Genomic DNA, 15,698 nt, shown 5'->3' with positions numbered 1-15,698 from the left:
CGCCCGATTCCGCCGCGCCGCGCGGGCCGCGTCCAGCACGCGGTCAGCGCGGTGCGGCACGATCGAGGCATGGCGAAGCAGCGGACGGGAGCGCGCCGACGCCCGACCCCGTCCCGGCCGAAGCGCCCCGCGCCCCGGCGCCCGCGCCGCACCGCGGCCCGTGCGCGCGAGCTTCGGAGACGGCGCCTGGTCTTCGGCATCCTCGCCGCCGTCGTCATCGGCCTCATCGTGGCGGCCGTGGTGCCGCTCGTGCACCTCGTCGCGGCGTGGAACGCCGAGACCCGCAAGGCATCCATCGATCTCGCCGGGTTCGATCCCGGATTCCTGGTCGACGACGCCGACTTCTACGACGGGAACGCCATGGATGCCGACGAGATCCAGCGGTTCCTCGACGACCAGATCGGTGACTGCGCGAGCGACTCCTGCCTCACCGTCCTGCGCGCCGAGCTCCCCGCCCGCGACGCGATCGTGTCGCAGGACACCGATGAGACGGTCTGCGCGGCCTACGACGGCGGCGACCTCACGGCCGCGCAGATCATCGATCGCATCCAGCGCGCGTGCGGCATCTCGGCGAAGGTGCTGCTGGTCACACTTCAGAAGGAGCAGAGTCTGATCTCCGGCCGGATCGCCCGTGCCCCTTCGGCCGAGGCGCTCGGCGCAGCGATGGGGGCCCGCTGCCCCGACGATGCCGCGTGCGACCCGGGGCAGACCGGCTTCGCCGCCCAGGTGGCGCAGGGCGCGACCGACCTCAAGGCCTACCGGGCTTCGGACTTCATGCGGCAGCCCGGCACGCACTACATCGCGTACTCGCCCGACCCCGCGTGCGGCGGGACCGACATCGAGATCCGCAATCACGCCACCGCGGCCCTGTACAACTACACGCCGTACCAGCCGAACCCGGCCGCGATCGCCGCCCGCTGGGACACGGGCGACGCCTGCTCGACCTACGGCAACCGCAACTTCGCTCTGTACTGGAAGCTCTGGTTCGGGTGAGGAATCACAGTGTTGTGATTTCGTTATGAAGCGGCGATAATGACCGAGACAACCGAACAGCCGCCACCGCTCTCGCGCAGGTCGTAGGGGAAGACGTACCTGACGAAGGAGAGACCATGGCGACCACGTCTTCGCGCGGAGTGATCCTCATCCACTCGGCGCCACGCGCGTTGTGCCCCCACCTGGAGTGGGCGGCAGGGCGCGCCCTCGGCCGTGCGGTCAACTTCGATTGGTCCGACCAGCCGGTGCTCACCGGCAGCCGCCGCGCCGAGTTCTACTGGGAGGGTCCGGTCGGTACCGGCGCCGCCCTCGCGAGCGCCATCCGCGGCTGGGAGCACCTGCGCTTCGAGGTGAGCGAGGATCCCACCCCCCGCAGCGACGGCGGGCGCTGGATGCACACGCCGGGGCTCGGCATCCACTACGCCCAGACGGATTCCGCCGGGAACGTCGTCATCGGCGAGGACCGCGTGCGCTACGCGATGGACGTCGCCGCCGGAGACCCGTTCGAACTGCAGCGCGAGCTCGACGTCGCCCTGGGCTCCGCCTGGGACGAGGAGCTCGAGCCCTTCCGCCACGCCGGCGACGACCAGCACATCGTCTGGTTGCACAAGGTCGGCTGAGAGATGTCGGGTGGGGGAGGCGCCACTACCGGAGGCCGGTGACCGTCTCCCGGTACCGGGACCGCGTATCCCCGACCCGATGAACACCGAACGCCCCCGTCATCCCCGCAGCAGTCGGGGGATGACGGGGGCGTTCGGCCGTGATCAGACGGAGGCGATCGCGACGACGGCGTTGTGACCGCCGAAGCCGAACGAGTTGCTGATGGCCAGCTGGTCGCCGGAACCGAGCTCGACCGGCGAGCCCGAGATCGCGAAGGGCACCTCGGGGTCCTGCTCGGTGAGGTTGATGGTCGGAGGCGCGACGCGGTTCTGCAGCGCCAACACCGTGAAGATCGCCTCGAGCGCACCGGTGCCGCCGAGGAGGTGACCCGTGGATGCCTTGGTGGCCGAGACCGGGATCTCGTCGACGCGGGCGCCGAACACCGCGCGCAGCGCCTGGTACTCGTTCGGGTCGCCGACGGGGGTCGACGTGGCGTGGGCGTTGATGTGGGTGACGTCGTCGGGCGACGCCCCCGCCATCTCCAGCGCCATGCGCACGGCGCGCGCAGCGCCGCGACCCTCGGGGTCGTTGGCGGTGATGTGGTACGAGTCGGCGGTGACGCCGCCGCCCACGATCGAGGCGTAGATTTTGGCGCCGCGGGCCTTCGCGTGCTCCTCGGTCTCGAGGATCAGGACGCCGGCGCCTTCGCCCATGACGAAACCGTCGCGGTCGATGCTGCCGGGACGCGACGCGGTCTCGGGGGAGTCGTTGCGCTTGGACAGCGCCTGCATCGACGCGAACGACGCGATGGTGATCGGGTGGATCGCCGACTCGGTGCCGCCGGCGATCACGACGTCGGCCAGGCCGTCGCGGATGTGCTGCACCGCGTTGACGATCGACTCGGTGCTCGAGGCGCACGCCGACGCCACGGTGCGCGCGAAGGCCCTGGCGTTGAAGTGCAGCGACAGGTTGCCGGCCGCGGCGTTGGGCATGAGCATCGGCACCGTCATCGGCATGACGCGACGGGGACCCTTCTCGCGCAGGGTGTCCCAGGCGTCCAGGAGCGTCCACACGCCGCCGATGCCGGTGGCGAAGTCGACGCCGAGGCGGTCGGGGTCGACGTCGGGGCTGCCGGCGTCTTCCCACGCCTCCTTCGCCGCGACCATCGCGAGCTGCGACGAGGGATCGAGGCGCTTGGCGACAGGACGTTCGAGGACGGTCTCGGGCCGCACGAGCGCCTCAGCGGCGAACGTGACGGGCAGGTTGTACTGCTCGACCCATTCGTGCTCGAGGGTGCGCGCGCCGGATGCACCGGACAGCAGCGCGTTCCAGCTCTCGGGCGCCGTCCCGCCGATGGGCGAGGTGGCACCGATACCGGTGACGACGATGCGGGATGTGCTCATGGTGTGATCCTTGGTGCGGCCGGAAAGGTCGTGACCGGTGGGGGCCGGAGCCCCCACCGGGAGGGTCAGGACTGGTTCGACGTGATGAACGTGACGGCGTCACCGACGGTCTTGAGGTTCTTGACCTCGTCGTCGGGGATCGTGACGCCGAACTTCTCCTCGGCGTTGACGACGATCGTCATCATCGAGATCGAGTCGATGTCGAGGTCGTCCGTGAAGGACTTCTCCAGCGCCACCTCGTCGGCCGAGATGCCGGTCTCGTCGGTGATGAGCTCGGCCAGGCCGGCGAGAACCTCGTCGTTGGTGAATGCCATGATTTCTCCTGTTGTTGAGGGCGGACCCGGGGAGTCGTCCCGAGCCCCGAACAGTCTAGAGTTCGACGACGCTGCGTCAGGGAAGGACGACGACCTGCGCGCCGAAGACCAGACCGGCACCGAAGCCGATCTGCAGAGCGAGGCCGCCGCTGAGCTCGGGGTGCTCCTCGAGCAGACGGTGGGTGGCCAGCGGGATCGAGGCGGCCGAGGTGTTCCCGGTGGTCTCGATGTCGCGGCCGATCACGACGGTCTCGGGCAGCCCCAGCTGCTTCGCGAACTCGTCGATGATGCGCATGTTCGCCTGGTGGGGCACGAACGCCGCCAGGTCGGACGGCTGGATGCCGGCGGCCTCGATGGCCTGTCGTGCGACCTTGACCATCTCCCAGACGGCCCAGCGGAAGACGGTGGGGCCCTCCTGGCGCAGGGTGGGCCAGGGCGCGGTGCCGTCACGGAACTCGGTCAGCGTCGCGTTCATGCCCACGGCGTCGGCCTTCGAACCGTCGGAACCCCAGATCGTGGGGCCGATGCCGGGGGTGTCGCTCGGCCCGACCACGACGGCGCCGGCGCCGTCGCCGAGCAGGAACGAGATGCTGCGGTCGGTGGGGTCGACGATGTCGCTCAGCTTCTCGGCGCCGACGACGACGACGTGCTTCGCGAGGCCACCGCGGATGAGGGCGTCGGCCTGACCCACGCCGTACGCGAAGCCCGCGCACGCGGCGTTGACGTCGTACGCGGCAGCGGGGTTCGCGCCGATGCGGTCGGCGACGATCGCCGAGGCGGAGGGCGTCTGCTTGGGGTTGCTGATCGTGGCGACGATCACGGCGTCGATCTCGGCCGGATCGACGCCCGAGCGCTCCACGGCCTCGCGGGCGGCCTCGGAGGCCAGGTCGATGGCATCCGTCTCCTTGTTGGCGCGCACGCGCGTCACGATGCCGGTGCGCTGGCGGATCCACTCGTCGCTCGAGTCGATCGGACCGACGAGGTCGTCGTTGGGGACGAAGTTCTCACCGCGGGCGGCGCCATACGCGTAGATGCGCGTGTGGGCCGGGCCCTGGAGCTGGCGGAGGGTGGGGGTGCTCATGCCTGCTCTCCCTTCAGGAGTGCGACGGCCGCGTCGAGGTCGTCCGGGGTCTTGACTGCGACGGTGGGGGTGCCGCGCAGCGCGCGCTTGGCCAGGCCCGTGAGGGCACCGGCGGGCGCGAGTTCGATGATGCCGGTCACGCCGTGGTCGGCGAAGGACGCCATGCTGCGGTCCCACCGCACGGGGGAGGCGACCTGCGAGACGACCAGGTCGACGGCCCGGCGGCCGTCCTCGACGACCGAGCCGTCCGAGTTGGTCCAGAGGGTCGTCGTGGGAGCGGATGCCGCGACGTCGGCGGCGGCGGCGCGGAGCGTGTCCACGGCGGGCTCCATGAAGCGCGTGTGGAAGGCTCCGGCGACCTGAAGCGGGATGACGCGCGCGCCGCGAGGAGCCTCGGCCGCCAGCGCGGCGAGGGCCGACCGCTCTCCGGCGGCGACGATCTGTCCGGCGCCGTTGTAGTTGGCGGGGGTCAGGTCGAGCTCGGCGAGGCGATCCAGCACGGTCTGCTCGTCACCGCCCACGACGGCGCTCATGCCCGTCTCGACGGTGGTCGCGGCCTCCGCCATCGCGCGACCGCGGATGCCGACGAGGCGCAGGGCGTCCGCCTCGGACAGAACACCGGATGCCGCCAGCGCGGCGAACTCGCCGACCGAGTGGCCCGCCACACCGGCGGCACCCTGCCCGGCGCGGTCGCGGAGCACGCTCCACGACAGCAGGCTCGCGGCGACGATGAGCGGCTGGGCGACACTGGTGTCACGGATCCGGTCGGCATCCCATTCGGTGCCGGCGGCGAGGAGGTCGACGCCGGCGTGCTCGGAGGCCTCGGCGAGACGCTCACGCGTCCCCTCGATCTCGAGCCACGGCGACAGGAACCCGGGGGTCTGAGACCCCTGTCCGGGGAAGACGGCGATGATCACCGTCCCATCCTGCCAAGGATCCGGCGGTGGCTTCTGGAGATATCGGCACAAGAAATCGGCGTGTCTTTGTGCGCGCCGTGCATCAACGGGCCGCGGAGGGGCGCCGAGCCGCAGATCCGCGTCGTCGTGTGGCCTCTGTTCCCATCGACCCGAGGATGAGCGCGGTCTGCAGGATCAGTGCCTCGCGCGGACCCGTGGCATCCCACCCGATCACCTCGGACACGCGCTTCAAGCGGTAGCGGACCGTGTTGGGGTGCACGTACAACTCCCGGGCCGTGGCCTCGAGCGACCGGCCGTTGTCGAGATAGCTCCACAGCGTCGCGACGAGATCGGCGCTGTGCGCGTGCAGCGGGCGGTACACCCGGTCGACGAGGGTCTGCTTGGCGACGGCGTCTCCGGCCAGCGCGCGCTCGGGCAGCAGGTCATCGGCCTCGACGGGGCGCGGGGCATGCCGCCAGGCGCGCGCCACCGCGAACCCCGCGAGGGCCGCGCGCGCACTCTGCCCCGCGTCGACCAGGGCCGCGACGGCCGGCCCGAGGACGAGATGCCCCGAACCGAAACTCGGCTCGAGCCGCTTCGCGATCTCGGTGAACGGCAGCTCGGTGGTGTCCTCGCGTCCGCGGACCGGAAGATCGGCGCGGCCCACGACGAGCACGAGCCGCGACCCCTGCACCCCGATGAGCACGTCGACGCCGAGCTTGCGGGAGGTGCGCCGGACGTGGTCGACGTCGAGCTGCGGGGGAGTCGTTCCCACCAGCACCGCGACCTCGCCGTGACCGTGCCAGCCGAGCGCGGCGATGCGGCTGGGGAGCTCGTCGTCGGCTTCGCCGGTGAGGATAGAGTCGACGACCAGCGCTTCGAGCCGCGCATCCCACAGGCCGCGGGCCTCGGCGGCGCGCGCGTACACGTCGGCCGCCGCGAAGGCGACCTCGCGCGAGTACGACAGCATCGCCTCGCGGACGCGTTCACTGCGGCCGGCGACCCGCTCCTCCATCACCTCGACGGTGACGCGGACGAGCTGCAGCGTCTGAGTCAGGCTGACGCTGCGGAGCAGCTCCCGCGGGGCCGCGGCGAAGATGTCGGCGGCGATCGCCGGAGTGGATGCCGGTTCCTCGAACCACTGCAGGAACGAGGTGATGCCCGCCTGTGCCACTAGCCCCACCGCTGAGCGGCGGGCCGGTGGCATCTCGGCGTACCAGGGCAGCGTCTCTTCGAGGCGCTGGATCGTCGCGGTCGCGAGATCACCCGAGATCCGACGCAACCACGCCAGCGTCTCGGCTTTCTCCTCGGCGGCCCGGGAGAGGGCGGCCTGCCCGCTCCCTCCCGAACCGTCGACGGCCGCGCGATCGGTCACGCGATCAGGCCTCGCCGCCGGCGTTCCCGCTCGTGCCGGCGTTCACGTCGTGGAGACGGTACTTCTCGATCGCCTGGGCGATGACCGAACGGTCGACCTTGCCCTCGTCCGCGAGTCCCTGCAGGGCGCGGACGGCGAGCGACGGACCGTCGATCTTGAAGAAGCGACGCGCTGCGGCACGGGTGTCGGAGAACCCGAACCCGTCGGCGCCGAGCGTGAGGTAGCGCTGCGGCACCCACTGACGGATCTGGTCCTGGACGGCGTGCATCCAGTCGCTGACCGCGACCACGGGGCCCTCGGCATCCCGGAGCTTCTCGGTCAGGTAGGCCGTGCGGGGCTCCGCCTCGGGGTGGAGGAAGTTGTGCTCGTCCGCCGCGAGACCGTCACGACGCAGTTCGCTCCACGACGTCACCGACCACACGTCCGCGACGACGCCCCAGTCGTCCTTCAACAGACGCTGGGCCTCGAACGCCCACGGCACACCGACGCCCGAAGCGAGCAGCTGCGTGCGGGGACCGTCGCCCTCGCCCACCGAGACCCGGTGGATGCCGCGGACGATGCCGTCCACGTCGACGTCCTCGGGCTCGGCCGGCTGCACGAGCGGCTCGTTGTACACGGTCATGTAGTACATGACGTTCGGGTCGGGGTGCTGGCCGCCGTACATGCGCTCGATGCCCGACCGGACGATGTGCGCGATCTCGTAGCCGTAGGCGGGGTCGTACGACACCGTCGCGGGGTTCGTGGATGCCAGCAGCTGCGAGTGGCCGTCGGCGTGCTGCAGACCCTCACCCGTCAGGGTCGTGCGACCCGCGGTCGCGCCGATGATGAAACCGCGCGCCATCTGGTCGCCCGCCGCCCACTGGGCGTCGCCCGTGCGCTGGAAGCCGAACATCGAGTAGAAGACGTAGACCGGGATCAGCGGTTCGCCGTGCGTGGCGTACGACGTCCCCGCCGCGGTGAACGCCGCGAGGGCGCCCGCCTCGTTGATGCCGACGTGGATGATCTGCCCCTGCGGGCTCTCCTTGTACGCCAGCAGCAGCTCACGGTCGACCGACGTGTAGTGCTGGCCCTTGGGGTTGTAGATCTTCGCCGTCGGGAAGTAGGCATCCATACCGAAGGTGCGGGCCTCGTCGGGGATGATCGGCACGATGCGGTGACCGAAGTCCTTGACCCGCAACAGGTCCTTCAGCAGACGCACGAACGCCATCGTCGTGGCGATCTCCTGCGTGCCCGACCCCTTCTTGGGCAGCGCGTACGCCTGGTCGCCGGGCAGCTCGAGACCGACGTGGGTCGTGCGGCGCTCGGGCAGGAACCCGCCGAGCGAACGGCGACGCTCGAGCATGTACTCGATCGTCTCGTCCTTCTCTCCGGGGTTGTAGTACGGCGGCTGGTAGGGGTTCTCCTCCAGCTGCGCGTCGGTCACCGGGATGTCCATCGCGTCGCGGAAGGCCTTGAGGTCGTCCAGCGTCAGCTTCTTCATCTGGTGCGTGGCGTTACGGCCCTCGAAGTGGGGGCCGAGGCCGTAGCCCTTGATGGTCTTGGCGAGGATGACCGTCGGCTGGCCCTTGTGCTCCTTGGCCGCCTTGAACGCCGCGAACACCTTGCGGTAGTCGTGGCCACCGCGCTTGAGGCCCCAGACCTGCTCGTCGGTGTAGTCCTTGACCAGCTCGAGCGCGCGGGGGTCGCGGCCGAAGAAGTGCTCGCGGACGTACGCGCCGTTCTCGGCCTTGTACGTCTGGTAGTCGCCGTCGGGCGTGGAGTTCATGAGGTTCAGCAGCGCACCCTCGGTGTCGCGGGCGAGCAGGTCATCCCACTCGCGGCCCCAGACGACCTTGATGACGTTCCAGCCGGCGCCGCGGAAGAAGCTCTCGAGCTCCTGGATGATCTTGCCGTTACCGCGCACGGGGCCGTCGAGACGCTGCAGGTTGCAGTTGACGATGAACGTCAGGTTGTCGAGACCTTCGTTCGCGGCGACCTGGAGCTGACCGCGGCTCTCGACCTCGTCCATCTCGCCGTCACCGAGGTACGCCCAGACGTGGGAGTCGGACACGTCCTTGATGCCGCGGTTGCTGAGGTACTTGTTCGACATCGCCTGGTAGATCGCGTTGATCGGACCGAGACCCATCGAGACCGTCGGGAACTGCCAGAAATCCGGCATGAGACGGGGGTGGGGGTACGACGGGATGCCGTTGGGCGCGGCCGACTTCTCCTGGCGGAAGCCGTCGAGCTGCGCCTCCGTGAGGCGGCCCTCGAGGAAGGCGCGGGCGTACGCACCGGGCGAGGCGTGACCCTGGATGAAGATCTGGTCGCCGCCGGAGGGGTCGTCGAGGCCGCGGAAGAAGTGGTTGAAGCCGACCTCGTACAGCGCGGCCGAGGACGCGTAGGTCGAGATGTGGCCGCCGACACCGATGCCGGGGCGCTGCGCACGGTGGACGGTGACCGCCGCGTTCCAGCGGATCCACTTGCGGTAGCGACGCTCGAGCTCTTCGTCACCGGGGAATTCCGGCTCGTTCTTCTGCGCGATCGTGTTGATGTAGTCAGTGGTCGGAACCATGGGCACGTTGAGGTGCAGTTCCTTCGAGCCCTTGAGGAGGCTCAGCATGATCTCGCGCGCACGACCGGGGCCCTTGGCCTGGACGAGCTGGCGCAGGGATTCCTGCCACTCGCCGGTCTCTTCCGGGTCGCTGTCCTGCGGCCCCTGCGAATACGGATCCTGATCGTGAACAGTCACGGAAGACCTTTCGTCGTCTGGCAGGTCATGCCAGAGAATCGCCATACGTGTGCGGCAACCCTTGTCTGCTCCGCACAATTCACCGTCGTCCAGCCTAGTCAGTTCGCGCCCTGCCGGATGTCCACGGACGCCGTGGTCGGAGGGATGCCTCGGCGTCGAGACATCGGACGGTCCAGAGGTCGGGTGAAGGCGCGGGCCAAATCCGCGGGAGGATGACTCGCCGCCGCGGCGGGTGAGAATGCACACATGCTCTTGTTCCCGCGGGTCAGCGCGATTCACCTGGCGTCGCGCACGGGCAGGGGAGGGGCGGACGCCTCACCGCGCGACTCCTAGCGTGACGCCCGTGAGCCGTCCCTCCCTCTCCCTCGATCGCCGCCGATTCCTCGCCACCGCCGGATCCGGAGCAGCCCTCGCCGCCGCCGGCGTCGTCGCCGCCCCTCGGGAGGAGGCTGCGCTCGCGACGACTCCCACGGGTCCCATCGACGTCGTGACCGTCGAGGGCGCCATCCCCGGCATCCCGTACCGCACGCGCACCGCGATCCTGGACGTGGCCGAGTACGCGCGGCGAGCGCAGATCAACAGCGACGCGTTCACGAACGCCTGGAAGCGCGCGCTGCAGCAGCTGGCGGAAGTGCCGGCGCCGGCCGACTCGCCGGCATCGGGGAACAGCGTGAACTGGCGGCCGAACGCCGGCGTCGTGCTCCGCGTGCCCCCGGGGTTCTACGCCATCGACCAGTGGTCGATGGCGACCCGGACCGCCGACCTCGGGCTGCCGGGCTCCGAGCCGGACGGACAGCAGTACGGCGAATGGTCGGTGCGCATCACCGTCGAGGCGGACGGGGTCGTGCTGGTGGCGAAGGATCACCCGGGCACGGTCGCCGGGAGCCCCGTGGTCTACCTCGGCAACCCCGATTCGCCCGGTGGAAGCAAGGACCTCCTCAAACGGGTCGTGATCCGCGGACTCACCGTCCAGAGCGACGGACACTCGCTCCAGGCCGACTACGTCCCGGATCGTGTCGGGATCGTGGTGCACCAGAGCCAGGAGATCCGGCTCGAACGGGTATCGGTCTTCGGGTTCGCTCGCGAGGGGATCCGCTTCGAAGGAGTCATGGACTCCACGATCGACGCCGCCGTCATCGGATGGTGCGGACGACCGTCGCGCCTGGCGTCCCCGCCCGACCCGCTTCCGTACGGCCTGTCCATCGTGAGCAACCGCAACGCGAACGGCGACATCGTCGAGAACTCCAACGCCCTGCGCGTGATCGACAGTCACGTGGAGTTCTGCGAGCAGGAGCTGTTCCTGGACCGCGGCACCCGGCACGTCGACTTCCTCGGATGCAAGTTCGAGCACGGATGGGGGACGACATCCGACCAGCCGCCGGTGTCGATCGGCTTCCCTCCCCATCCCGACTCCACCCTCGAACGCGTGCTCGAGATCGGTTTCACCTCGTGCATGTTCGTCCAGAACACCTACGCCCACGCGGGGAACCACCCCAGCCACATCGTCGTCGGCGAGGTCTCCTACGTGGGCGGCCGGGCGTCGGCGGCCAAGACGGCGGTCACCTTCCTCGGATGCCACTTCTCGGTGCCGGACGGGATCGGCGAGCGCTGGTTCACCGGCGGTGACACCACGTTCATCGGGTGCGATTTCGGCGGATGCGGGAACGCGGACGGCGAACCCGCCTGCTTCGACCTGGGCAACGATGTGACGTTCGACGACTGCCGGTTCTCCGCGGTGGCCGAACTCCACGACGGCGTCACCGGCTCGCTGCAGCACGGCAACGCGGGTAGCGCGGTGCCGGGATCCCGGAACGACCTCTTCCGGTTCCGTGGCGGGGCCTCACGGGTCGTGAACCCGGTCATCTACTTCCCCCCGCCGCTGGACGGCGTGCGCACGTCTCCGGGATCGGTGGCGACGCTCGCGCGCGACGTGGGCGACGCGAACCGCGTGGCGGGGTGGCATCCGGCCTGGTACGGCCTGCCGGGCGACGGGAGTGGCCGACCCGGCCCGGTCGCCGCGGTGCGCTACGAAGATCCCGACCGCATGCAGCTGGGGACGTCGCTCACCTGGGAGGCGCTGAGCGGGACGTCGACGCCGATCCTCGAACCCGACGACGACGGCCGGGTGTCGGTGTGCGGCCGGGAGCAGGTGCGCGTGCAGGGCGGCCGCACATACACGGGATTCACCGATGCGCATGCCGGGCAGGTGATCCGCGTCGTCGCGGATGGCGAGCCGATCACGTTCGTCGGTGGTTCGCTCGTCCTGAAGGGCACCCAGACGCTCCGCGCGGGAACCTCCGACATGACGTCGTTCGTCTTCTACACGTTCGGTTCGGGATCCGCGTGGTTCCAGATCTGATCGTGCGCGACCGATCGCGCCGCGCGACGGCGACCGTCGGCGGCCGGCTCGATCCCCGGTCGAACAGTCTGAACGCCCTCCGCCTCGCACTCGCCCTGCTCGTCCTCGTGGCCCATGCCGGGGAGTTGGGCGGCTACGGGCTGCAGACGAAGCCCCTCGGGCCCTGGGCCGTCGCCGGTTTCTTCTGCATCTCTGGCTACCTCATCGCCGCGAGCAGAGCGCGAGCTCGCAGCGTCGGCGACTTCTTCGCGCGAAGGGTCGTGCGGATCTACCCCGCCTTCCTCGTGGTGCTGGTGGTCGTCGGGTTCGGGTTCGCCCCGCTCGCGTCCTCGTTTCTGAACGCCGGCCCGTGGTCACCGGGGGGCGGCGCGCAGTACGTCCTGCGCAACGCCGGGCTGTGGATGGCGCAGCCCGCGATCCCGGGCATGCTCGAGGACGTTCCGTACCCGGGGGTCTGGAACGGCTCGTTGTGGACCCTCGCGTTCGAGTTCGCGTGCTACGTCGTCACCGGACTCGTCGGATGCCTCGCCGCTCGCTGGGAAACCCGGGTGACGATCGTCCTCTGGGTGGGCGCGATGACCGTGTCCCTCCTCGCGGGCGTCGGTCTCATCGCCGTCGCGGGGACGCTCGCCACCCTCGCGACACTGCTCGGCTTCTACCTCGCGGGGACGGTGCTGTTCCTCGGACGCGATCACGTGCCGCTGCATCCGATACTGCTCGTCGCCGCGGGAGCGATCGTGGCCGCGGTCGCCGCGACCGGGGTGCCGACGGTGCTCGCAGGTCCCGCGATGGCGTATGCCATGCTCGCGCTCGGCATCCTGCTGCCGCTGCCCCGAGTCGGCGCGCGCAACGACATCTCCTACGGGATCTACATCTACGCGTTCCCCGTCCAGCAGGGGCTCGCCCTCGCCCTGGCCGATCGGGGGGTTCCGATCGTGGTGCCGCTCGTCCTCGCCATTGCCCTGACCGTCCCGCTCGCGTGGGCGAGCTGGCTGGTCGTCGAGCGACCCGCGATGCGGGCGCACCGTCGATGGTCGTCGCGTCGCGGAACGGCAGGTTTAGCCTGAGCGCGTGACGTCGAGCGAGTACGCGGGGTTCCGCACGCGGCCGGAGCACCGCTGGCCGGTGCTGATCTGCCTGGCCCTGGGCACGGTGTTGTACGCCGTGCTCCCCAGCGACGTGTCCGGCGAACTCCGCTATGTCGTCGTGGGCGCGAGCCTGCTGTGCACGATCGCAATGCTCATCGCCCACCCCACCCGCTTCGACCGGGATTCGCGCATCGGTCGCGCCTTCGCGCTCGGCTTCGTGACGATCCTGCTGGCGGCGAACCAGGTCGCGTTCGTCCTCCTCGTCCACCAGCTCCTCGCGGGGCAGGGCAGCGGCGCGGTCACCCTGCTCGGGGCCGCCCAGGTGTGGGCCATCAACGTCATCGGCTACGGCGCTGTGTACTGGGAGATGGATCGCGGCGGTCCGGTCGCCCGCCGTCGCGACCCGCGGGACCAGCTGCAGCCGGCGGACTTCCAGTTCCCCCAGGACTCCGACGGGGATGCCGTGAGCGAAGTGAAGCGTCGGTCGTCGAACACCGCCGACTGGGCTCCCGGGTATATCGACTATCTCTACTTCTCGGCATCCAACGCGATGGCGTTCAGCCCCACCGACGTGATGCCCCTCAGCGTCCGGGCGAAGCTGTTCATGATGGTGCAGGCGATCTCGGGATTCGTGCTGCTGGCGCTCGTGATCGCGCGCAGCGTGAACATCTTGGGCTGAGGCTCAGCTCGGGTGACGTGATCTCCCGGACGGAATCACCCCGCCTCCGCGGCTCGCGCCCCGCACGCCGGGGACATGCTCACATGCGATGGTTCCGCCGTGTCGATCTCCTCGTTCCCCCGCACCGACCACTCGTCCTTCGTTCCACACATCCAGGGTCTTCGGGCCATCGCGGTGCTGGGCGTCGTGGCGTTCCACCTCTGGCCGTCCGCGCTGCCCGGCGGCTTCGTCGGGGTCGACGTGTTCTTCGTCATCTCCGGCTTCCTCATCACCGGGCATCTCCGACGCGAGATCCTCGCCACGGGCACGGTGCGTTTGGCGGCATTCTGGGCTCGACGCGTCCGCCGTCTGCTCCCGGCAGCGCTGGTGGTGCTGGGCTTCTGCGCCGTGGTGATCTCCGTCCCGTCGCTGGCGCTGCTGTCGGCGCTCCCCGCACGGGTGAAGGAGATCGTGGCCGCGACGTCGTACGTGGCGAACTGGCAACTGGTCGCCACCTCCGCCAATTACTTCGGCGACTCCAACAGTCCGACGTTCGCCCGACACTATTGGTCGCTGTCCGCCGAGGAGCAGTTCTACCTGGTGTGGCCGCTGGCGCTCCTGGCGGGCGTGGCGATCGCTCGTCGTCTGCACAGACGGCGCACCGCGGGAACCATCGGTGTGGTTCTGCTGATCTCGCTCGTGAGCTTCGGCGCGAGCGTGTGGTTCACCGAGGTCAGTCCCGCGGCGGCCTACTTCGCCACGTTCACGCGGGTCTGGGAGTTCGGGGCGGGGGCGCTGCTCGCGCTCCTTCCTCTGCTGCGCGCGCGGAGCGCGTCGGCCCGAATGGTCTGCGGCTGGCTCGGGCTCGCCGGTCTGACCATGTCCTTCGCGTCGATGAGCGACGCCGTGCACTTCCCGGGTTACGCCGCGCTCCTGCCCGTCGCAGCGACCGTGCTGATCCTCGCCGTCGTCCCCGGCGGTGCGTGGTGGCTCCCGACTCGGCTGATCTCGCTCCCGCCCTTCGGCTTCGTCGGGAAGATCTCCTACAGCCTCTACCTCTGGCACTGGCCTCTGATCCTCGTGGTCCCGGCGCTGCCGTGGTGGACCGGGGGCATCACGCAGACCGCGGCACTTCTCGTCGTCACCGTCTTCCTGTCGTGGCTGACGCAGCGGTTCGTCGAAGATCCGCTGCGTTCCTGGCCCTGGCTCGTCGGCGCCCGCCCCCGCCGAACGTTCGCCGTCGGTGGCGCGGCGATGGCCGCCGTTGTGGTGCTGACCGTCGGGCTCGGTGCGGTGAATCTCCCGCACTTCCTCAGCGCCAGGTCGGCACTCGCTGACCTCCAAGCGAACCCGACGATGTGCTCCACGCCACGGAACGAACCCGCCGAGGCCTGCGACGTGCTCTCCGCCGGCGGCTTCGCCCCGGCACCGAGCATCGCGGGCATGGACTCGCCGGAGTCGTCGGAGTGTCTCGCGCAATTCGACGAGTCAGAACCGCTCACGTGCTCTTTCGGGACGGACGACCCCGCGGCCCCGGTCGTGCTCTTGATCGGAGACAGCCACGCGTTCCAGTACATCGACGTCCTCGCCGACATCGCCGTCCGCGAAGGCTGGCACCTGACGACGATGCTCAAGGGTGGATGTCCCTGGAGCACGACGGAACTGGCTTCGAAGGTTCCCTTCGCACGCGTGTGCGACCAGTGGCGCGAGAACGTCTCCGGGTGGTTGCTTACCCAGACGCCCACGGTGATCGTCACCTCGGCGTATTCCGGCACGCAGTACGCCGTCGACGGATACGGATCACGAACGGACGCGGCCGTGGCGGGATTCGCGGGTGCGTGGAGCAGTCCTTCGGTTGCCGCGGTTCCGATTCTCGCGGTGACGGACAACCCCGCCTTTCCGACCGATCCGAATCTCTGCTTGCTGAACCGCACCGCCAACGACTGCGATGTGCCACGCGGCCAAGCGGTCCCCGCGCCCGATCCCCTGAGCCGGGCAGCGGAGGCACAGCCGAACGTCCACGTCCTCGACAGCACCGACCTCTTCTGCGATGACACGGTGTGCAGCCCGGTGGTCGGCGATCGGAATGCCTACCGCGATCCCAACCACCTGACCGCGAGCTTCGCGGCGTCGCTGGGCTCGCGCCTGACCGTCGCGATCCAGCAGGCGCTCACCGCTCCTGCCACAGACCGATGATGAT

At 69.9% G+C, this 15,698-nt stretch carries 12 protein-coding genes; 6 read left to right on the top strand and 6 right to left on the bottom strand.

The genetic code is table 11. The features are described 5' to 3' along the window. Nucleotides 1-69 precede the first annotated feature (69 nt). Both BGO45_RS01300 and BGO45_RS01295 read left to right on the top strand, forming a co-directional pair. A complete protein-coding gene (locus BGO45_RS01300; RefSeq protein ID WP_292690189.1) occupies nucleotides 70-993 on the top strand; it encodes a hypothetical protein in 924 nt (307 codons plus the stop codon). A 116-nt stretch (nucleotides 994-1,109) separates the two neighbouring features. Then, nucleotides 1,110-1,613 carry a DUF3145 domain-containing protein gene (locus BGO45_RS01295; protein WP_076490402.1) on the top strand — a complete coding sequence of 168 codons (504 nt, stop codon included), beginning with the start codon at nucleotides 1,110-1,112 and terminating at the stop codon, nucleotides 1,611-1,613. A gap of 144 nt (nucleotides 1,614-1,757) precedes the next feature. Here BGO45_RS01295 and BGO45_RS01290 read toward each other — a convergent pair whose 3' ends face one another. The 6 genes from BGO45_RS01290 to aceE all read right to left on the bottom strand — a co-directional run bounded on the left by BGO45_RS01290 (nucleotide 1,758) and on the right by aceE (nucleotide 9,393). Beyond that, on the bottom strand, nucleotides 1,758-2,996 hold the full coding sequence (locus BGO45_RS01290; RefSeq protein WP_292690186.1) for a beta-ketoacyl synthase: 1,239 nt from the start codon (nucleotides 2,994-2,996) through the stop codon (nucleotides 1,758-1,760). 65 nt (nucleotides 2,997-3,061) lie between these two features. After that, nucleotides 3,062-3,310, bottom strand: a complete 249-nt coding sequence (locus tag BGO45_RS01285) for an acyl carrier protein (protein ID WP_022880558.1) — start codon at nucleotides 3,308-3,310, stop codon at nucleotides 3,062-3,064. 76 nt (nucleotides 3,311-3,386) lie between these two features. Beyond that, nucleotides 3,387-4,391: a beta-ketoacyl-ACP synthase III gene (locus tag BGO45_RS01280; RefSeq protein WP_292690172.1), complete on the bottom strand. Its 1,005-nt coding sequence runs from the start codon at nucleotides 4,389-4,391 to the stop codon at nucleotides 3,387-3,389. Next, entirely contained in the window at nucleotides 4,388-5,308 is a 921-nt protein-coding gene (locus BGO45_RS01275) for an ACP S-malonyltransferase (RefSeq protein WP_292690170.1), read from the bottom strand. The genes BGO45_RS01280 and BGO45_RS01275 overlap by 4 nt, the downstream gene beginning before the upstream one ends. Nucleotides 5,309-5,390: 82 nt before the next feature. Then, nucleotides 5,391-6,578: a PucR family transcriptional regulator gene (locus BGO45_RS01270; RefSeq protein ID WP_292692809.1), complete on the bottom strand. Its 1,188-nt coding sequence runs from the start codon at nucleotides 6,576-6,578 to the stop codon at nucleotides 5,391-5,393. Between the two features lie 88 nt (nucleotides 6,579-6,666). Then, nucleotides 6,667-9,393 (bottom strand): pyruvate dehydrogenase (acetyl-transferring), homodimeric type, encoded by a 2,727-nt coding sequence (aceE, locus tag BGO45_RS01265; protein ID WP_292690167.1) that lies wholly within the window; start codon nucleotides 9,391-9,393, stop codon nucleotides 6,667-6,669. Between the two features lie 343 nt (nucleotides 9,394-9,736). Between aceE and BGO45_RS01260 the strand changes: the two genes are divergently transcribed. The 4 genes from BGO45_RS01260 to BGO45_RS01245 all read left to right on the top strand — a co-directional run bounded on the left by BGO45_RS01260 (nucleotide 9,737) and on the right by BGO45_RS01245 (nucleotide 15,694). After that, nucleotides 9,737-11,752: a hypothetical protein gene (locus tag BGO45_RS01260; RefSeq protein ID WP_292690165.1), complete on the top strand. Its 2,016-nt coding sequence runs from the start codon at nucleotides 9,737-9,739 to the stop codon at nucleotides 11,750-11,752. After that, nucleotides 11,737-12,819 (top strand): acyltransferase, encoded by a 1,083-nt coding sequence (locus tag BGO45_RS01255; protein WP_292690164.1) that lies wholly within the window; start codon nucleotides 11,737-11,739, stop codon nucleotides 12,817-12,819. Before BGO45_RS01260 ends, BGO45_RS01255 begins: the two co-directional genes overlap by 16 nt. Nucleotides 12,820-12,823: 4 nt before the next feature. After that, nucleotides 12,824-13,519, top strand: coding sequence for a hypothetical protein (locus BGO45_RS01250; RefSeq protein ID WP_292690162.1), 696 nt, complete (start codon nucleotides 12,824-12,826; stop codon nucleotides 13,517-13,519). A gap of 99 nt (nucleotides 13,520-13,618) precedes the next feature. After that, nucleotides 13,619-15,694, top strand: a complete 2,076-nt coding sequence (locus tag BGO45_RS01245) for an acyltransferase family protein (RefSeq protein WP_292690160.1) — start codon at nucleotides 13,619-13,621, stop codon at nucleotides 15,692-15,694. Nucleotides 15,695-15,698: the final 4 nt, after the last annotated feature.

It is taken from the genome of Microbacterium sp. 71-36 (assembly GCF_001898305.1).
Classification (GTDB): domain Bacteria; phylum Actinomycetota; class Actinomycetes; order Actinomycetales; family Microbacteriaceae; genus Microbacterium.
This window is presented reverse-complemented; position numbering and strand designations above follow the sequence as displayed.